Annotated in this window: 15 protein-coding genes and 2 pseudogenes; 7 read left to right on the top strand and 10 right to left on the bottom strand. The window is 55.6% G+C overall.

Going from position 1 to position 18,580, the window contains the following annotated elements; all coding sequences use genetic code 11:
• Positions 1–45: 45 nt before the first annotated feature.
• The 6 genes and pseudogenes from dgoD to ACOTX3_RS03655 all read right to left on the bottom strand — a co-directional run bounded on the left by dgoD (position 46) and on the right by ACOTX3_RS03655 (position 5,534).
• Entirely contained in the window at positions 46–1,194 is a 1,149-nt protein-coding gene (gene dgoD / locus ACOTX3_RS03680; protein ID WP_013094786.1) for a galactonate dehydratase, read from the bottom strand.
• The gene (locus ACOTX3_RS03675) at positions 1,191–1,808 is read right to left on the bottom strand and encodes a 2-dehydro-3-deoxy-6-phosphogalactonate aldolase (protein WP_013094785.1); all 618 of its coding nucleotides are present in this window, start codon (positions 1,806–1,808) and stop codon (positions 1,191–1,193) included. The genes dgoD and ACOTX3_RS03675 overlap by 4 nt, the downstream gene beginning before the upstream one ends.
• Positions 1,792–2,669: pseudogene (locus tag ACOTX3_RS03670) on the bottom strand (2-dehydro-3-deoxygalactonokinase). Before ACOTX3_RS03670 ends, ACOTX3_RS03675 begins: the two are co-directional and overlap by 17 nt.
• The gene (dgoR, locus tag ACOTX3_RS03665) at positions 2,666–3,355 is read right to left on the bottom strand and encodes a D-galactonate utilization transcriptional regulator DgoR (protein ID WP_003861109.1); all 690 of its coding nucleotides are present in this window, start codon (positions 3,353–3,355) and stop codon (positions 2,666–2,668) included. Before dgoR ends, ACOTX3_RS03670 begins: the two are co-directional and overlap by 4 nt.
• A gap of 226 nt (positions 3,356–3,581) precedes the next feature.
• Entirely contained in the window at positions 3,582–4,394 is an 813-nt protein-coding gene (gene yidA / locus ACOTX3_RS03660; RefSeq protein WP_020685441.1) for a sugar-phosphatase, read from the bottom strand.
• Between the two features lie 114 nt (positions 4,395–4,508).
• Positions 4,509–5,534 (bottom strand): zinc-dependent alcohol dehydrogenase family protein, encoded by a 1,026-nt coding sequence (locus tag ACOTX3_RS03655; RefSeq protein ID WP_013094782.1) that lies wholly within the window; start codon positions 5,532–5,534, stop codon positions 4,509–4,511.
• Between the two features lie 109 nt (positions 5,535–5,643).
• Here ACOTX3_RS03655 and ACOTX3_RS03650 point away from each other — a divergent pair, with 109 nt between their 5' ends.
• The gene (locus ACOTX3_RS03650) at positions 5,644–6,579 is read left to right on the top strand and encodes a LysR family transcriptional regulator (RefSeq protein WP_058678967.1); all 936 of its coding nucleotides are present in this window, start codon (positions 5,644–5,646) and stop codon (positions 6,577–6,579) included.
• A gap of 33 nt (positions 6,580–6,612) precedes the next feature.
• On the opposite strand, the gene gyrB is transcribed toward ACOTX3_RS03650, so the two are convergent.
• From gyrB to dnaA, 4 genes are read right to left on the bottom strand one after another with little or no spacing between them, the layout of a single operon-like run.
• Positions 6,613–9,024: a DNA topoisomerase (ATP-hydrolyzing) subunit B gene (gene gyrB, locus ACOTX3_RS03645; RefSeq protein WP_013094780.1), complete on the bottom strand. Its 2,412-nt coding sequence runs from the start codon at positions 9,022–9,024 to the stop codon at positions 6,613–6,615.
• 28 nt (positions 9,025–9,052) lie between these two features.
• A complete protein-coding gene (recF, locus tag ACOTX3_RS03640) occupies positions 9,053–10,126 on the bottom strand; it encodes a DNA replication/repair protein RecF (RefSeq protein ID WP_058678966.1) in 1,074 nt (357 codons plus the stop codon).
• Positions 10,126–11,226 carry a DNA polymerase III subunit beta gene (dnaN, locus tag ACOTX3_RS03635; RefSeq protein ID WP_008500170.1) on the bottom strand — a complete coding sequence of 367 codons (1,101 nt, stop codon included), beginning with the start codon at positions 11,224–11,226 and terminating at the stop codon, positions 10,126–10,128. The genes recF and dnaN overlap by 1 nt, the downstream gene beginning before the upstream one ends.
• Positions 11,227–11,230: 4 nt before the next feature.
• Positions 11,231–12,628, bottom strand: coding sequence for a chromosomal replication initiator protein DnaA (gene dnaA / locus ACOTX3_RS03630; protein ID WP_014830027.1), 1,398 nt, complete (start codon positions 12,626–12,628; stop codon positions 11,231–11,233).
• A gap of 600 nt (positions 12,629–13,228) precedes the next feature.
• Between dnaA and rpmH the strand changes: the two genes are divergently transcribed.
• The 6 genes and pseudogenes from rpmH to ACOTX3_RS03600 all read left to right on the top strand — a co-directional run.
• Positions 13,229–13,369: a 50S ribosomal protein L34 gene (gene rpmH / locus ACOTX3_RS03625; protein WP_000831330.1), complete on the top strand. Its 141-nt coding sequence runs from the start codon at positions 13,229–13,231 to the stop codon at positions 13,367–13,369.
• 16 nt (positions 13,370–13,385) lie between these two features.
• Complete coding sequence (gene rnpA / locus ACOTX3_RS03620) at positions 13,386–13,745, top strand: ribonuclease P protein component (RefSeq protein ID WP_028028049.1); 360 nt, start codon at positions 13,386–13,388, stop codon at positions 13,743–13,745.
• Positions 13,709–13,966, top strand: coding sequence for a membrane protein insertion efficiency factor YidD (yidD, locus tag ACOTX3_RS03615; RefSeq protein WP_001307474.1), 258 nt, complete (start codon positions 13,709–13,711; stop codon positions 13,964–13,966). The genes rnpA and yidD overlap by 37 nt, the downstream gene beginning before the upstream one ends.
• Positions 13,967–13,968: 2 nt before the next feature.
• Positions 13,969–15,609 carry a membrane protein insertase YidC gene (gene yidC / locus ACOTX3_RS03610; protein ID WP_020685445.1) on the top strand — a complete coding sequence of 547 codons (1,641 nt, stop codon included), beginning with the start codon at positions 13,969–13,971 and terminating at the stop codon, positions 15,607–15,609.
• Between the two features lie 72 nt (positions 15,610–15,681).
• Entirely contained in the window at positions 15,682–17,046 is a 1,365-nt protein-coding gene (gene mnmE, locus ACOTX3_RS03605; protein ID WP_058678965.1) for a tRNA uridine-5-carboxymethylaminomethyl(34) synthesis GTPase MnmE, read from the top strand.
• 309 nt (positions 17,047–17,355) lie between these two features.
• Positions 17,356–18,478, top strand: a pseudogene (locus ACOTX3_RS03600) (tyrosine-type recombinase/integrase); the annotation flags it as partial.
• Between the last annotated feature and the right edge of the window lie 102 nt (positions 18,479–18,580).

Raw genomic sequence — 18,580 nt, 5'->3', positions numbered from 1 at the left:
GCCTACGGGAGAGTAGGCCGGATAAGCGTAGCGCCATCCGGCGATTTACCACTCGGCTACGGAGCCGTCCTCATGACGCCACAGCGGGTTACGCCAGTCCGGCGCATTTTTACTGAGCTCAATGACTTTGGCTTCGTCAATGTCCACGCCAAGGCCCGGCTTCATTAATGGTTTGAAGAAACCGCCTTCCATGCTGAAGTCTTCTTTGTTTTTCACAAAGTCGAGCAATTCCGCGCCCTTGTTATAGTGAATGCCCATGCTCTGTTCCTGGAACACGGCATTGCGGGAGACAAAATCCACGTGCAGGCAGGCCGCCAGCGCAACGGGCCCCAGCGGACAGTGCGGCGCCAGCGCCACATCGTAGGCTTCTGCCATCCCGGCAATTTTGTAGCATTCGGTGATACCGCCCGCATGGGAGAGATCCGGTTGCAGGATCGCAATACCGCCCGCCTCCAGCACGCGTTTGAACTCGAAGCGCGAGAACATACGCTCACCTGCGGCGATAGGAATATGGGTCTGTTCAGCCAGTTTCGGATAGTATTCCGCCTGCTCGGCCAGGACGGGCTCTTCAATAAACAGCGGACGATAGGGCTCCAGCTCTTTAATCAGCACTTTGGCCATTGGCGCACTGACGCGTCCGTGGAAGTCCAGACCAAACTCAATCTCGTTACCGAAAGCTTCACGGATTTGCGCCACGGTATTCACCGCCCGGTCCACCGCGCGCGAGTTGTCAATCACGCCCATCTCTTCACAGCCGTTAAGCTTAAAAGTATCGAAGCCGATATTGCGCAGCTGCGTAATGCCGTCGATCACTTCCGCAGGGCGGTCGCCACCCACCCAGCTGTAGGCTTTGATTTTGTCGCGTACCAGGCCGCCCATCAGCTGCCAGACCGGGGCATTCAGCACTTTGCCTTTGATATCCCACAGCGCCTGGTCAATACCGGCGATGGCGCTCATCAGGATTGGGCCACCGCGATAAAAGCCCGCCCGGTACATCACCTGCCACAGGTCGTTAATGCGTGCCGGATCCTGTCCAATCAGGTATTCCCCCAGTTCATGCACCGCGGCCTCCACGGTGCGCGCGCGCCCTTCTATCACCGGTTCGCCCCAGCCAACCACGCCTTCATCGGTTTCAATTTTCAGGAACATCCAGCGCGGGGGTAAACGGTACGTGGTGAGTTTGGTTATTTTCATTGCACTGCCTCTCGATACGCTTTCACAAATGCTGCCGCCTGCTGCGCGGTACGCTCAACGGACTGTCCGGCGCGATAGAGATCGCTGCCCAGCCCCGCGCCCACACAACCGGCGTTAATCCACTGCGCCAGGTTTTCTGGCGTCACGCCGCCCACGGCAAAGACCGGCACGCTGGCGGGCAAGACCGCTTTCAGTGCTTTGATATAGTCAGGACCAAAGGCTGAAGAGGGGAAAATTTTGAGCGACTGCGCACCCGCCTCGAGGGCGGTAAAGGCTTCGGTTGCCGTCGCGCATCCTGGACACACGGTCATCCCATGGCTCACCGCGCGGCGGATCACCTCGGGGTTGATGTTGGGGGTGACGATGAGCTTGCAGCCCATCTTTGCCAGCCTCTCCACCTGCTCCGGCTGCAAGACGGTTCCTGCGCCAATCAGCGCTTTATCACCAAAGGCCTCCACCACTGTCGGAATACTTTTTTCCCATTCGGGGGAGTTGAGCGGGATTTCCACCGCGTCGAATCCGGCGTCGATCACGGCACCGACGTGCGCCAGCGCCTCGTCGGGGGTAATGCCGCGCAAGATTGCGATAAGGGGAAGACTAGTTTGCCACTGCATGAGCGATGCTCCTTATTCCTGCCTGAAATGCCGTGTCGCCGGGTACCGTTGATACTTCACGGCCAATCGCGCGAAACGCCTGCTCGTAGCGCGACGTCAGCGCTGCACCAGCGACAATCGTGACAGCTGCTCGCGCCCGACGAACTCACGCATGCTGGCGACTTCTGCGCCAATCAGCAGGCCAGAAAGAAACTCGCTGACCTGCTCGCGCGGGAGATTTCCCAGCACGTGCGAGGCGCGAACCTCAAAAAGTTGCGGCAAAACATCAGGAGAAGCGATCCCACGAGCAAGGCCAGCAGCAAACGCCTCCGGCGACGGAACCTGCTCCGGTAAACCGGCCCCCAACAGCGAATGATTAAGCAGCAAATGGTGCAATTCGCCGGTCATTACGGTGCGAAAATCGTGGATATGCTCTGCATCTGCCTGGACCCACTTGCAGTGCGTGCCGGGCATGACGTAGACAGAAGAAGGAGAAAGCGTGCGTGCACCGAGCAGCTGTGTCTCTTCACCGCGCATCACGTTATGGTTATCGTCGCGCGAGACGCACAAACCGGGAACAATCCAGATATTGTCGCCAACGGACGTTAACTGCTTGCCAATGGCGGAGAAAGAGACAGGAACAGGCAGATAAGGCGCGATTTTCCAGCCCACGTTGCTGCCCACCATCCCCGCCATCACCACGGGCGTGGCGCTGTCGCGCCAGTTTTGTGTCACCTCTGCTAACACCGCCTCGGGGGATTTTCCGTTCAGACGCGTCACGCCTGCTTCTGATTGCCTGCTCTCCAGGCACTGCTCGCCCTGGTACAGCCAGGCGCGCAGATTGGTCGATCCCCAGTCAATTGCGATGTAGCGTGATGTCATGTGATTTCCTTCAGCCTTCGTGTTGAGCTGGCAATCATGGTGAGCGCCGCCTGCTCTGCCGCATCGCCGTCCTGATGCCGTATCGCATCGAACAGCGCTTTATGTTCCTGGAGCGTTTTTGGCATATTGGCCTCATCACCCATCCAGGTACGTTCAAATACTGCTCGCTGTAGCGAGCTGATCGCCACGCTAAGCTGCTGTAAAACCGGGTTATGCACCGACTGCAGTACCGCCTCGTGGTAGCGAATATCCGCCTCGTTAAATGCCTCACGGTTCTGGTTATTGGCGATCATGTCGTTCAGCGCCGACTCAATCTGCGCCAGGTCACCTGAGGTGGCGCGCTCTGCCGCCCAGCGGGCGATAGCCGGTTCTACCAGGTTTCGTACCTCGCTCATGGCGCCAATCAGCCGCGGGTCGTAATCGTTTTCCAGTACCCACTGCAGAACATCGGTATCGAGGTAGTTCCACTGGTTGCGCGGGGCAACAAACGCGCCGCGATAGCGTTTCATTTCAATCAGCCGCTTCGCCATCAGCGAGCGGAACACTTCCCGGATGATGTTGCGGGAGGTTTCAAACTCCTCACACAGTTCTGCCTCTGCCGGCAGCGGCGAGCCGGGAACATATTTGCCACCCACAATCTGTGTACCCAGCGTGATGACAATGCGATCGGTTTTATTGAGAGTCATGGAGAGTCCTTGTGCTCTGTAAGTCCATCACTACTTTACCGCGACCGCTGAATTTCGCCTCACTTTTGCAGTACAAACGTGAGGCCTTTCGCCTTTGCTGTGGTGACAATGTAGTACAATCAATTAATGTTGTACTACAATCCAGATCACAAAAAGAACAATTCAATAAACTCAGGGCCAAAAAAAGCCCCGGTTGATAACCGAGGCTGATGATTAAGGGCGACTGTTAGGAGAGGACAAATTTCTCAATCGCGTAAGCCACGCCGTCTTCCAGGTTAGATTTGGTGACGAAGTTCGCCACTTCTTTCACTGACGGGATGGCGTTTTCCATCGCCACGCCCATACCCGCGTATTCAATCATTGCGATGTCGTTTTCCTGATCGCCCAGGGCCATGATCTCTTCAGGCTTAATGCCCAGCGCGTCGGCAAGCGACTTCACGCCGGTGCCCTTATTGACGCGTTTATCGAGGATTTCGAGGAAGTACGGTGCGCTTTTCAGCACGGTGTATTTCTCTTTGACCTCCGCCGGGATGCGCGCAATGGCTTTATCGAGGATCTCAGGCTCATCGATCATCATCACTTTCAGGAACTGAGTGTTCGGATCCATTTTTTCTGCTTCACAGAACACCAGCGGAATGGTGGCGACATACGATTCGTGCACGGTGTAATAGCTGATGTCGCGGTTAGCGGTGTAGAGCGTTGTACGATCGAGCGCGTGGAAGTGAGACCCGACTTCACGGGACAGTTTTTCCAGGAACAGATAGTCATCATAATTCAGCGCGGTTTGCGCAACCGTGCTGCCGTCCGCCGCTTTCTGCACCAGCGCGCCGTTATAGGTGATGCAGTAATCACCCGGCTGATTCATGTGTAGCTCTTTGAGGTAGCTGTGCACGCCCGCATACGGACGCCCGGTGGTCAGTACCACATTCACGCCCTTTGCGCGCGCCGCGGCGATTGCGTTTTTAACGGCTGGAGAGATAGTGTGGTCTGGCAGCAGCAGCGTGCCGTCCATATCGATTGCAATGAGTTTGATAGCCATGAGATCCCCGGGATAAATGAGTGCTACCTCATGCTAACGCGATTAAGCACACAAAAATAGAGCTACATTGCGCAACAGAAAACCCCTTTTTCCGCAATCCCGGGGAACGTTGGTTCACTCGCGGGTGAGGACGATTTTACCAAACGCGCCGCGATCGAGGTGTTCCAGCGCCTGCTCCAGCTGGTCAAAACGGTAGCGCTGCTCAATGACCGGTTTCAGCCCTGTCACTTCCACGGCGCGGACAAACTCTTCCAGCGCACGGCGATGCCCGACACCAATCCCCTGAATAACCGGGGATTTCAGCAACAACTCACCCGCTGATAGCGTAATCTCGCTCCCGGCCAGCACGCCAATAACCGAGATGCGTCCATGAACGGCAACGGCACGCAGGGAGTGCTGCAGGTTTTCTCCCCCCACGGTTTCAATTATGTGGTCAATGCCGCGATCCTGAGTCAGCGTTAAAAGCGCTTCAGCCCAGTCGCCTTTCAGCCGGTTGATACCCCGATCGGCTCCCAGTTTTTTGGCCCGCGCCAGCTTTTCATCACTCCCCGAAGTCACGTAAACCTCTGCACCGAGTGCTTTTGCAATTTGCAGTGCGAAAATCGCCACCCCGCCGGTGCCTTGTACCAGCACCGATTGTCCGGCTCGCAAGTTCCCGCGCTCCACCAGCGCAAACCAGGCGGTTAGCCCTGCACAAGGTAATGTGCTGGCCTCAACGTCATCCAGGGTTTCCGGAGCGGCCACCAGCCCGTTTTCATTCACGATCACGTACTCAGCCAGCATCCCCGGGAAGTACCCTCCGCTCGTTTTATAGGGCAAATGACGGGCATCCGCCTGCGGCCTGCCATCGATCCACTCCGGGAAGAACGTCGAGATGACGCGAGCGCCGGGTTGAAAACGCGTCACGCCTTCACCAATGCTGTCCACCACGCCGGCCATGTCAGACGCCGGTGTGAACGGGAAGGAAAGCGGGATCGGCATCATGCCTTCAATAACCATTTTATCGCGATAGTTGAGCGCAACGGCATTCACCCGCACGCGCACTTCGCCTGGACCTGGCTTCGGAACAGGTTCCTGGGTGAGTTTAAGATTCTCCCGTCCGAGAGCGTTCATTGACCAGCGTTGCATTGTCTCTGCCATCGTTTTCTCCTGCCGTTAAATAAGCTTCAGTATCGACAGTCTACCGTTGACTCCTTGTTGCCAGTGGCGATAACTTTTCCCACTATTGACGCCATAATGGAAACAATCCATGACCAGTACGCTGAAGGATATTCCCGTTTTCGTGGCCGCCGTGGAGGCGGGCAGTTTTGCGCAGGCCGCGATCCGCCTGCATTTGTCGCGCTCCGCGGTGGGAAAAAGCATCGCTCGCCTGGAAGAGCGGCTGGGAGTCCGTCTGTTTCACCGCACCACCCGCAGCCAAAGCCTGACCGATAACGGGGCGCTTTTTTACGAGCGCTGCCTGCGCGCGCTGGAGGAGATTAGGGGTGCGGAGTCGCTGCTGGAAACGGGGAAGCAGCAGATCAGCGGCCGCCTGCGTGTGGCCATGCCGGTGCTGTTTGGTCGCCAGTGTGTCGCGCCACTGCTGATAGAACTGGCGCAGGAACATCCCGGTCTTGAACTGGAAATGTCATTCAGCGACCGCGTGGTGGATCTCGTAGAGGAAGGGTTTGATATGGCGGTGCGCAACGGCACGCTGCAGGACAGTAGCGTTCTGGTCGCCAGAAGGCTGGGAGAACACCGCATGGTGCTCTGTGCTGCGCCAGAATATCTGCAAAAAAGCGGTCAGCCAGACACCGTTGCTGATTTACCCCACCATACTGCCATTAACTATCTGCGAGCAGGCAGAGTGTTACCCTGGCAGCTGATGGATAACGAAGGGAGATCGCACACCTTTACTCCCCGCTCATCCCTCAATATGGATGATTTACAGGCGATTTGCGACGCAGCGCTGGCAGGATACGGCATTGCATGGTTGCCCTGCTGGATGGCCCGCAGAGAAATACAGCAGGGGAAACTCATCCCGCTTTTAAAGCAGGCGCCGGACGTACGCTTCGACGTTCATGCAGTCTGGCAACATACGCCGCATCTGCCACTCAGAGTCAGAATTGCCATCGATACGCTTGCCAGCCGTTTACCGTCAGTGCTGTCGCTGGATATGCCTGAGCCAAAAAAAAAGCCGCGCTAAATGCGCGGCCTGAGTCGTGCTGTATAACAACGATTAAATATCGATATTCGCCGCTTTCAGCGCATTCTCTTCTATGAAGGCACGACGAGGTTCAACCGCATCGCCCATCAGGGTCGTGAACAGCTGGTCGGCAGCAATCGCGTCTTTAACGGTAACGCGCAGCATGCGACGGCTTTCCGGATCCATGGTGGTTTCCCACAGCTGATCCGGGTTCATTTCGCCCAGACCTTTATAACGCTGGATAGAGAGGCCGCGACGGGACTCTTTCACCAGCCATTCCAGCGCCTGTTCGAAGCTGGCCACCGGCTGACGACGTTCGCCACGTTCGATGAACGCATCGTCTTCAATCAGACCACGCAGCTTCTCGCCGAGAGTGCAGATACGACGGTATTCCGGGCCGGTCACAAACTCGTGCTCTAGCGGGTAATCGGTATCGACGCCGTGGGTACGCACGCGAATAATCGGCTCAAACTGCTGCGCCGCGTTCTGCTGAACGTCGAACTTCCACTGGCTACCGTGCTGCTCTTTCTCGTTCAGCTCGCTCACCAGCGCGTTCACCCAGCGGGTCACCGCCTGCTCGTTGCTCAGATCGGCTTCAGTCAGGGTTGGCTGATAGATCAGCTCCTTCAGCAGCGCTTTTGGATAGCGACGCTCCATACGACCAATCATTTTCTGCGTGGCGTTGAACTCAGACACCAGACGCTCCAGCGGCTCACCTGCCAGTGCCGGAGCGCTGGAGTTCGCATGCAGGGTCGCACCATCAAGTGCGATCGCGATTTGGTACTGATCCATCGCGTCGTCATCTTTGATGTACTGTTCCTGTTTGCCTTTCTTCACTTTGTACAGCGGCGGCTGTGCAATGTAGACGTGGCCGCGTTCAACGATTTCCGGCATCTGACGGTAGAAGAAGGTCAACAGCAGCGTACGGATGTGCGAGCCGTCGACGTCCGCATCGGTCATGATGATGATGCTGTGATAGCGCAGCTTGTCCGGGTTGTATTCGTCACGACCAATGCCGCAGCCCAGCGCGGTGATCAGCGTCGCCACTTCCTGAGAAGAGAGCATTTTGTCGAAACGCGCTTTCTCAACGTTGAGGATTTTACCTTTCAACGGCAGGATGGCCTGGTTCTTACGGTTACGGCCCTGCTTCGCAGAACCGCCCGCGGAGTCCCCTTCCACAAGGTACAGTTCGGACAGCGCCGGGTCGCGTTCCTGGCAGTCAGCCAGTTTGCCCGGCAGACCCGCTAAGTCCAGCGCGCCTTTACGGCGGGTCATTTCACGGGCTTTACGCGCCGCTTCACGGGCACGCGCCGCATCGATAATTTTACCGACAACAATTTTCGCGTCGTTCGGGTTTTCCTGCAGGTAGTCGCTCAGCAGTTCGTTCATCTGCTGTTCAACCGCCGATTTCACCTCAGAGGAGACCAGCTTGTCTTTGGTCTGTGAGGAGAACTTCGGATCCGGCACTTTCACGGAGACAACAGCAATCAGGCCTTCACGGGCGTCATCACCGGTGGCGCTGACTTTCGCTTTTTTGCTGTAGCCTTCTTTGTCCATGTAGGCGTTCAGGGTACGGGTCATCGCCGCACGGAAGCCCGCAAGGTGCGTACCACCGTCACGCTGTGGAATGTTGTTGGTGAAGCAGTAGATGTTTTCCTGGAAACCGTCGTTCCACTGCAATGCCACTTCCACGCCGATACCGTCTTTTTCAGTGGAGAAGTAGAAGATATTCGGGTGAATTGGCGTTTTGTTCTTGTTCAGGTACTCAACGAACGCCTTGATACCGCCTTCGTAGTGGAAGTGGTCTTCTTTGTTGTCGCGTTTGTCACGCAGACGAATTGAGACGCCGGAGTTCAGGAACGACAGTTCACGCAGGCGTTTTGCCAGGATGTCGTACTCGAACTCGGTGACGTTGGTGAAGGTTTCGAGGCTCGGCCAGAAACGCACCATGGTACCGGTTTTTTCGGTATCGCCGGTCACGGCCAGCGGCGCTTCAGGCACACCGTGCTGATAGATCTGGCGGTGAATTTTGCCTTCGCGCTGGATAACCAGTTCCAGTTTCTGCGACAGGGCGTTTACCACGGAAACACCTACGCCGTGCAAGCCGCCGGAGACTTTATAGGAGTTATCGTCAAATTTACCGCCTGCGTGCAGAACGGTCATGATCACTTCTGCAGCAGACACGCCCTCTTCCGGGTGGATACCGGTGGGGATACCACGGCCGTCATCCTGTACGGAAACAGAGTTATCGGCGTGGATGGTGACGATAATGTCTTTACAGTGACCCGCGAGCGCTTCGTCGATAGCGTTATCTACCACCTCGAATACCATGTGGTGCAGACCGGTGCCGTCATCCGTATCGCCGATATACATACCCGGGCGCTTACGCACCGCATCCAGCCCTTTCAGGACTTTGATACTGGAGGAGTCATAAGAATTCGACATCAACGTTTCTCGCTCATTTCAACTTGGGTTAATCCGTTATTTTACCCTTTTCCACGGTAAACATCTTCGAATTTTCGTCCGACATGTCCATAACGTGTTCAGCGCTAATGGCGCTGACGAAAACCTGCGACTGCGTGGCTTTCAGGCGGCTGGCAAGCAGCCCGCGCCGCGCGTCGTCAAGTTCCGAGGCAAAATCATCTATCAGGTACAGGCAGCGTCGCCCGCTTTCGCGGGTGAGGAACTCCCCCTGCGCCAGGCGCAGCGCGCACATCAGGAGCTTGAGCTGCCCGCGCGACAGGGTGTCTTCTACCGGCGCACCGTCAGCACGAATGCGGAAATCCGCCTTGTGCGGGCCGTGCGAGGTGTAGGTCAACATACGGTCGCGCTCGAAGTTTCTCTCCAGCACCTCGGCATAATCCGTCTCTTTTTCCCAGCCGCGCTGGAAGGAGAAGGTGAGAGAAAATTCAGGTAAAAACTGTTTGCAGGTGTCGGCCATATCTTCGGCGATGCCTGCGCTGTATTCGGCACGCCAGCGGCTGATTTGTTCCGCAAGAGGAATTAATTCCATGTCCCACGGGCGCAGCTGGGCGTAGCGCGTGACCTGGCGCAATGCTGCGTTACGCTGCTTAAGCAGACGCTTCAGGTTGCTCCAGGCGTTAAAGAAACCGGCTTCGTTGTGAAAGCATCCCCAGTCGAGGAACGCTCTTCTGTATTTGGGGCCGCCGTTGAGTAAAGTAAACCCCTCCGGTGTGATCAGCTGCATCGGCATCAGCAGCGCCAGCTCCGCCACTTTGTGGCCGTCGGTACCGTCGATGCGCACCTTGCTGTCGCCCTGCTTGTCTTTGGTCAGGCCAATGGCGGTTTCCCGCTCCTCACCCTGCAAACGCCCGTGCAGGACAAAGGATTCCTGTTCGTGGCGAATCACGCGACCAATCTGCAAACTGCGAAACGCCCGGCCATGGCCGAGCGTATAGATGGCTTCAAGCACACTGGTTTTGCCGCTGCCGTTTGCGCCAACCAGGAAGTTAAAGCCAGGGGATAAAGCGAGATCCGCGCTTTCGATATTGCGAAAGTCGCGGATCAACAGACGGGTGAGCGACATTACAGTCTCATTGGCATAACAACATACGCAGCCGACTGTGATGCGGCATCTTCAATCTGTACGCTCGAAACGGAGTCAGTCAGCAGAATGCGAACGTTCTCGCATTTCAGTGCATTCAGCACGTCCAGCACGTAGCTGACATTAAACCCGATTTCCATCTCAGCCCCGGCGTAGGTGACGTCCAGAATCTCTTCTGCCTCTTCCTGCTCCGGGTTGTTGGCGGTGATTTTGATCTGGTTTTCACTTACGTACAGGCGCACACCGCGGAATTTCTCGTTCGAGAGAATGGCCGCACGGGCAAACGCCTGCTTGAGGCTATCGCAACCCGCTTCCAGCGTTTTGTCCGGGTTCTTCGGCAATACGCGGCGATAATCCGGGAAACGACCGTCAACCAGCTTGGATGTGAAGACAAAATCGCCCACGTGAGCGCGGATGTTGTTGCTGCCGATCTGCACGCGCAGCGGCGTGTCGCCACCGTCGAGCATACGCATCAGCTCAATTACGCCTTTACGCGGCACGATCACCGAATGGTTTGGTAGTGAGTCGCCAATTGGCATGGAACAGACCGCCAGACGGTGGCCGTCGGTGGCCACGGTACGCAGCTCTTCCCCTTCGGTTTCGAACAGCATGCCGTTTAAATAGTAACGAACGTCCTGGTGCGCCATAGAGAACTGCGTGGCTTCAATCAGACGCTTCATCGTCGCCTGCGGCAGGGTGAATTCGACTTCACTTTGCCAGTCGTCCAGGTTCGGGAAGTCCGCAGCAGGCAGCGTGGAGAGGGAGAAACGGCTGCGGCCAGAGCGCACCAGCATGCGGTCGCCTTCCAGCTGCACCGCGATCTCTGCGCCTTCCGGCAGCCCGCGGCAGATATCAAAGAATTTACGTGCCGGAACCGTGGTCGCGCCTGCGTCATGCGGCTGAGTCAGCGTAACGCGCGCGATCATTTCCATTTCCAGGTCTGTGCCGGTCAGCGACAGCGTACCGTCCGCGACCTGAAGCAGCAGGTTTCCGAGAATAGGCAGCGTTGGGCGGCCACCTAGTGGGCCACTCACCTGTTGCAGCGGTTTTAATAAATGTTCACGTTCAACGGTAAATTTCATAGCGTCACGATGATAATGTTCTGATTAAATTGGAAAAATCTTCTTTTATGTCGTGGCTTTCTTCGCGTAACTGCTCAATCTTGCGACAAGCGTGCAGCACGGTCGTATGGTCACGGCCACCAAACGCATCGCCGATCTCCGGCAGACTGTGGTTGGTTAACTCCTTTGCCAGCGCCATCGCCATCTGACGCGGGCGCGCCACCGAGCGGGAACGACGTTTAGACAGTAAATCTGCCACTTTGATTTTGTAGTACTCGGCCACCGTCTTCTGAATGTTGTCGATAGTGACCAGTTTTTCCTGCAGTGCCAGCAGATCGCGCAGCGCTTCACGCACAAAATCGATAGTGATCGCGCGGCCGGTAAAGTTGGCATTGGCGATTACGCGGTTCAGCGCCCCTTCCAGCTCACGAACGTTGGAACGCAGACGCTTGGCAATAAAGAACGCCACTTCACCCGGCAGGCGAATGTCGTTCTCATCGGCTTTTTTCATCAGGATCGCGACGCGGGTTTCCAGTTCCGGCGGCTCGATCGCCACGGTCAGGCCCCAGCCGAAGCGGGATTTCAGACGATCTTCCACACCGTTGATCTCTTTTGGATAACGATCCGAGGTCAAAATGATCTGCTGGTTACCTTCCAGCAGCGCATTGAAGGTGTGGAAAAACTCCTCCTGCGATCGTTCTTTATTCGCAAAGAACTGAATGTCATCGATCAGCAGCGCATCAACAGAACGATAATAGCGTTTAAACTCTTCGATCGCATTGTTTTGCAGGGCCTTTACCATGTCCTGAACGAAGCGCTCGGAGTGCATATACACCACTTTCGCATTTGGCTTGCGCGCCATAATGCCGTTACCCACCGCGTGCAGAAGGTGCGTTTTACCCAGACCCGTGCCGCCATAGAGGAACAGCGGGTTATAGGCTCCACCGGGGTTGTCTGCCACCTGGCGAGCCGCCGCGCGTGCCAGCTGGTTCGATTTACCTTCCACGAAGTTATCGAAGGTGTGTTTGACGTTAACGTTAGAGCGGTAGGTCGGTTCTGCCGGGGCAGGCACATTATCCCAACCCGGACGTGCAGCAGGAGCAACGCGAGGAGCCGGAGCGGGTGCCGCCTGAGCAGGCGCTGCCACGTTTACGGTTTCGCGCACCGTCTGGGTAACCGGCTTTGTGCCTACTTCAAAGCGCAGCTGCGGGGCATCTGACCCGCAGAAATCATTCAGCAGTCCGTTGATGTTATTAAGGTACTTGTCCCTTACCCAATCGAGCACAAAACGGTTTGGCGCATACAAAGCCAGCGTGTTATCGCTCAGTTCCGCCTGCAACGGGCGGATCCACATACTGAATTCTGTGGCTGGTAACTCATCCTGCAATCGGGCAAGACACTGCTGCCAAAGCGAAAGTGACACGGCGGACTCCACTCGAACAATAAAAGAAAACTATTGAATATTCATGATTGTTGGCGCACATCGACATGACCCTGTGCAAAAGGGTGATGTGCGAACCGCTATCTGCGGTTATACCCGGCCAGGATCGCTGGATCCCGATCGGGACCGCGGATCATAGCCTAAACTGAGCCAGAGATCTTCTGTTTCTCACAGATTCTTCCCGATTTATCCACAGGAAGATCCGAAACCGGGTAAGTGTAAACGATCCTGGCGGGAGTGCCCCACGATTTAGCCCGCATATTGGAAAATTTAATGAGAACAGACAATTTTTTGCTTAAATGATCTAACGAAGATCCAGGACGATCCTTGCGCTTTGTTGATGAGACCGTATAATCCTCGACCCGGCGCGTGATGCTCTTCTTCCTGCGTCGTCCGTTGCTCATTTTCCACGCGAAATCGTGCGGAAATACGCGGGAAATAAGGAAAGAGAATTGACTCCGGAGTGTACAATTATTACAATCCGGCCTCTTTAATCACCCACGCTGAGGCGTTAGTCGTTCGAATCTCGTTCGGGTATACGCAAAAGTCAGTGAATTTATTCAAGTTTAGGTAGAAATCGCCATGAAACGCACTTTTCAACCGTCTGTACTGAAGCGCAACCGTTCTCACGGCTTCCGTGCTCGTATGGCTACTAAAAATGGTCGTCAGGTTCTGGCACGTCGTCGTGCTAAAGGCCGCGCTCGTCTGACCGTTTCCAAGTAATAAAGCTAACCCCTGAGTGGTTAAGCTAGCATTTCCCAGGGAGTTACGTTTGTTAACTCCCGCTCATTTCACTTTCGTCTTCCAGCAGCCACTACGGGCTGGCACGCCGCAAATCACCATCCTCGGCCGCCAAAATTCGCTGGGGCATCCCCGCATCGGTCTTACTGTCGCCAAGAAAAACGTTAAGCGTGCGCATGAACGCAACCGGATTAAACGTCTGACGCGTGAAAGCTTCCGTTTACGTCAGCACGAACTGCCTTCTATGGATTTCGTGGTGGTGGCGAAAAAAGGGGTTGCCGACCTCGATAACCGTGCTCTCTCGGAAGCGTTGGAAAAATTATGGCGCCGCCACTGTCGCCTGGCTCGCGGGTCCTGATAGCCCTCATTCGGGTCTATCAACGCCTGATTAGTCCGCTACTCGGGCCACACTGCCGTTTCACGCCAACATGCTCAAGCTACGGAATTGAGGCATTGCGCAGGTTTGGAGTGATAAAAGGCAGTTGGTTGACGGTGAAACGCGTATTAAAATGCCACCCTTTACACCCAGGTGGAGACGACCCCGTCCCCCCAGGACCCTTTGATACCAGAGAACACTAACGATGGATTCGCAACGCAATCTTCTTATCATCGCTTTGTTGTTCGTGTCTTTCATGATCTGGCAGGCATGGGAGCAGGATAAAAATCCTCAACCCCAGCAGCAGACCACGCAGACAACGAGCAGCCAGGGGAGTGCCGCCGACCAGGGCGTACCGGCCAGTGGCCAGGGGAAACAGATTACGGTTAAGACCGATGTGCTTGAGCTGACTATCAACACCCGTGGTGGTGATGTTGAGCAGGCGCTGCTGTTGACCTACCCGAAAGAGCTGAAGTCTACCGAGCCGTTCCAGTTACTGGAAACCACGCCAGAGTTTATCTACCAGGCGCAGAGCGGCCTGACCGGTCGTGATGGCCCGGATAACCCGGCTAACGGTGCGCGTCCACTGTACAACGTCGAAAACGACACCTTTGTACTGGCTGATGGCCAGAACGAACTCGTTATTCCGATGACCTACACCGACGCGGCAGGCAACACCTTCACTAAAACCTTCACCCTGAAACGCGGTGAATATGCAGTGAACGTGGGCTACAGCGTACAGAACGCCGGTGCGAAACCGCTTGAAGTATCGACCTTTGGTCAGCTGAAGCAGTCCATCAATCTGCCGTCTCACCGTGACACCGGAAGCAGCAACTTTGCGCTGCATACCTTCCGTGGCGCGGCATACTCCACGCCTGACGCGAAGTATGAGAAATACAAATTCGACACCATTGCCGATAACGAAAACCTGAACGTCAGCTCCAAAGGCGGTTGGGTGGCAATGTTGCAGCAGTATTTCGCAACGGCATGGATCCCAAATAACGACGGTACCAATAACTTCTACACCGCGAATCTGGGCAACGGTATTGCGGCTATCGGCTACAAATCTCAGCCGGTTCTGGTTCAGCCGGGTCAAACCGGTAAGCTGGCAAGCACCCTGTGGGTCGGCCCGGAAATCCAGGACAAAATGGCTGCTGTTGCACCGCACCTGGATCTGACCGTTGACTACGGCTGGTTGTGGTTCATCTCTCAGCCGCTGTTCAAGCTGCTGAAGTTCATCCACAGCTTCCTGGGTAACTGGGGCTTCTCCATCATCGTTATCACCTTCATCGTACGTGGCATCATGTACCCGCTGACCAAAGCGCAGTACACCTCCATGGCGAAGATGCGTATGCTGCAGCCGAAGATTCAGGCAATGCGCGAGCGTCTGGGCGATGACAAACAGCGTCAGAGCCAGGAGATGATGGCCCTGTATAAAGCAGAGAAAGTGAACCCGCTGGGTGGCTGCTTCCCGCTGCTGATTCAGATGCCAATCTTCCTTGCGCTGTACTACATGCTGATGGGTTCCGTTGAGCTGCGCCATGCGCCGTTCGCCCTGTGGATCCATGACCTGTCCGCACAGGACCCGTACTACATCCTGCCGATCCTGATGGGCGTGACGATGTTCTTCATCCAGAAGATGTCTCCGACCACCGTGACCGACCCGATGCAGCAGAAGATCATGACCTTTATGCCGGTCATCTTCACCGTGTTCTTCCTGTGGTTCCCGTCAGGTCTGGTGCTGTACTATATCGTCAGCAACCTGGTGACCATCATCCAGCAGCAGCTGATTTACCGTGGTCTGGAAAAACGTGGCCTGCATAGCCGCGAAAAGAAAAAGTCCTGATTCGGTAAGTTAACGCTAAAATAAGGGCGGTCGATTGACCGCCTTTTTTATTTGTATTGAACGAGAGCAACCATGAGCCATAACGACACTATCGTCGCCCAGGCAACCCCACCGGGACGCGGTGGTGTAGGCATTTTGCGTATCTCCGGCCTGAAGGCGCGCGAGGTCGCTGAAGCGGTGCTGGGTAAACTGCCAAAGCCGCGCTACGCTGATTATCTGCCGTTTAAAGACAGCGACGGTACCCCACTGGACCAGGGCATTGCGCTGTGGTTCCCCGGCCCGAACTCCTTTACTGGTGAAGACGTGCTGGAGCTGCAGGGTCACGGTGGCCCGGTCATCCTCGACCTGCTGTTAAAACGTATTCTGACTCTGCCGGGCCTGCGCATTGCGAAGCCGGGCGAGTTCTCCGAACGTGCCTTCCTCAACGACAAGCTCGACCTGGCGCAAGCCGAGGCGATTGCAGACCTGATCGACGCCAGCTCTGAACAGGCGGCTCGCTCTGCTCTGAACTCGTTGCAGGGCGTGTTTTCCGCACGCGTAAATCACCTTGTGGAAGCACTTACTCACCTCAGGATCTACGTCGAAGCAGCGATTGACTTCCCGGATGAAGAAATCGACTTTCTCTCTGACGGTAAAATTGAAGCCCAGCTCAATGACGTGATGGCCGATCTCGATGCCGTTCGCGCCGAAGCGCGCCAGGGGAGCCTGCTGCGTGAAGGGATGAAGGTGGTCATCGCGGGTCGTCCAAACGCCGGTAAATCGAGCCTGCTGAACGCCCTCGCGGGCCGTGAGGCGGCGATCGTGACCGACATCGCCGGGACCACCCGCGACGTGCTGCGTGAGCATATTCACATCGACGGCATGCCGTTGCATATCATCGACACTGCGGGTCTGCGTGATGCCAGCGACGAAGTGGAGCGTATTGGTATCGAGCGCGCCTGGCAGGAGATTGAGCAGGCCGACCGTGTGCTGTTTATGGTAGATGGCACCACGACCGACGCCGTAGACCCGGCGGAGATCTGGCCGGACTTTATCGCCCGTCTGCCAGCTAAACTGCCGATCACCGTAGTGCGTAACAAAGCAGACGTCACCGGCGAAACGCTGGGCATCAGCGATGTGAATGGTCACTCACTTATCCGTCTGTCGGCCCGCACCGGCGAGGGCGTTGACGACCTGCGTAACCATCTCAAGCAGAGCATGGGCTTTGACACCAGCATGGAAGGCGGCTTCCTGGCGCGGCGTCGCCACCTGCAGGCGCTGGAAGAGGCGGCACGTCACCTTGAGCAGGGCAAAGCGCAGCTGATTGGCGCATGGGCGGGGGAATTGCTGGCGGAAGAGTTGCGCCTGGCGCAGCAGAATCTGAGTGAGATCACCGGGGAGTTTACGTCGGACGATCTGCTTGGGAGGATCTTCTCGAGCTTCTGTATTGGTAAGTAAGTTTTAGTCCATCCTCGTCCGTGAACGTTCACTAACCCGCATTAACTACCTGTTAATGCGGGTTTTTACTTTCCGTATTCGCCCATAGTCGTGCGGGTTCATCTGCGTTTTTTGTGTCCTGAATTGTGCCCATCTTTAAATTCCTCGTGTGTCATTGTTTATTTTTTTGAGCTAAAAAACACATCAAATGGGCACAAAAAACGGTATAAAAACCCTCAAATCTGCCTTCTCATGGACACAGTGAAAAATAATCCAATATTAAACAATCTATTTGAAAGGATGCTCATGGACACACTGTAGAGGTGAGATATGGCACTTTCAGATACCATACTACGCAAACTTGCTCCCAGAAACCGCCCTGGCAACTTGCCGATCATGACGGGCTGGTGATTGAAGTTCTTCCCACCGGACGGAAAATATGGCGTTTCCGCTACCGCTTTGACAACAAATCGCAAAAGATCACGCTGGGCGAATACCCTGCTTTCTCACTTGCAGAAGCGCGGCTTTGGCGTGAAAAGTGCCGCTCAATGGTGGCTTATGGCATCAATCCCGCGCAGAAAAAGCAGGAAGAAAAGCTTAAACAGAAAGACCCAACAACAGTCAAAACATTCGCCAAACGCTGGCTGACCGATATCGTTGAAAAAAGTAACCGCGATCCGCGCAACATCACTCGCGTTATCGAGAAGGTCATCATTCCCATCATCGGGAAGCTGGAACTCGAAGAACTCACAACTGCCCACATTCAGATCGTGCTCGACCGCATCAAGCAACGAGGTTCGGATCACGTCGCGCCGCTGACGCGAAACGTGCTTAAACGCATGCTAGCCTATGCGATTTCCAGGGGGAATCATCTTCAACAACCCGGTAGCCGCTATCAACGCCCGTTATATCGCACAAGCAACAAGCCGCGACGTGGCGCTAACGGCAGAAGAGATCGGCATCCTGCTACGGGGGATCTACACCTCTAACATGAACCGACGCCACAAACTGGCCCTGCACCTGCTGCTCATCTGCATGGTGCGTAAATCGGAGATGATTGACATGGAGTGAAGTTAACTTCAACGCGCTGGAATGGCGTATACCCGGCGAAAGAATGAAGATGGATAACCCACATATTGTTCCGCTGTCAAAGCAAGCGCTGGCGATGTTCGAAGAGTTAAAATTTCTGGCCGGAGATTCTCCATACATCTTCCCCAGCCGAAACGACTACCGTCGCCCAATTTCCAAAACAACGCTTAACTGCGCGGTGCGTACGCTGGATCTGAACGTCAGGGATTTTGTTATTCATGACTTCCGGCGTACTGCCAGCACATTGCTACATGAGCAAGGTTACAACTCCGACTGGGTGGAGAAATGCCTGGCGCATAAGATCGGCGGTGTTCGTGGTGTTTACAACCGTGCGCAATACCTGAATCAGCGCCGGGAGAGGCTGACCTGCCCCCACGATTAGATACAACACTCAGTTAGTAACGTCGGAATCTTCATTCTCAGAATGACCCTTTCTCCAGCCCGCTGCAAATTCAGACGGTGTCTG

The organism is Enterobacter cloacae complex sp. IR5384 (assembly GCF_049237265.1).
Classification (GTDB): domain Bacteria; phylum Pseudomonadota; class Gammaproteobacteria; order Enterobacterales; family Enterobacteriaceae; genus Enterobacter; species Enterobacter cloacae.
This window is presented reverse-complemented; position numbering and strand designations above follow the sequence as displayed.

Excerpts from the sequence above, each read along its gene's own strand:
- dnaN (WP_008500170.1), bottom strand. The coding sequence starts at position 11,226 with ATGAAATTTACCGTTGAACGTGAACATTTATTAAAACCGCTGCAACAG.
- dgoR (WP_003861109.1), bottom strand. The coding sequence starts at position 3,355 with ATGACTCTCAATAAAACCGATCGCATTGTCATCACGCTGGGTACACAG.
- gyrB (WP_013094780.1), bottom strand. The coding sequence starts at position 9,024 with ATGTCGAATTCTTATGACTCCTCCAGTATCAAAGTCCTGAAAGGGCTG.
- dgoD (WP_013094786.1), bottom strand. The coding sequence starts at position 1,194 with ATGAAAATAACCAAACTCACCACGTACCGTTTACCCCCGCGCTGGATG.
- ACOTX3_RS03650 (WP_058678967.1), top strand. The coding sequence starts at position 5,644 with ATGACCAGTACGCTGAAGGATATTCCCGTTTTCGTGGCCGCCGTGGAG.
- yidD (WP_001307474.1), top strand. The coding sequence starts at position 13,709 with ATGGCGCCGCCACTGTCGCCTGGCTCGCGGGTCCTGATAGCCCTCATT.
- yidA (WP_020685441.1), bottom strand. The coding sequence starts at position 4,394 with ATGGCTATCAAACTCATTGCAATCGATATGGACGGCACGCTGCTGCTG.
- ACOTX3_RS03675 (WP_013094785.1), bottom strand. The coding sequence starts at position 1,808 with ATGCAGTGGCAAACTAGTCTTCCCCTTATCGCAATCTTGCGCGGCATT.
- yidC (WP_020685445.1), top strand. The coding sequence starts at position 13,969 with ATGGATTCGCAACGCAATCTTCTTATCATCGCTTTGTTGTTCGTGTCT.
- recF (WP_058678966.1), bottom strand. The coding sequence starts at position 10,126 with ATGTCGCTCACCCGTCTGTTGATCCGCGACTTTCGCAATATCGAAAGC.
- ACOTX3_RS03655 (WP_013094782.1), bottom strand. The coding sequence starts at position 5,534 with ATGGCAGAGACAATGCAACGCTGGTCAATGAACGCTCTCGGACGGGAG.
- rpmH (WP_000831330.1), top strand. The coding sequence starts at position 13,229 with ATGAAACGCACTTTTCAACCGTCTGTACTGAAGCGCAACCGTTCTCAC.
- mnmE (WP_058678965.1), top strand. The coding sequence starts at position 15,682 with ATGAGCCATAACGACACTATCGTCGCCCAGGCAACCCCACCGGGACGC.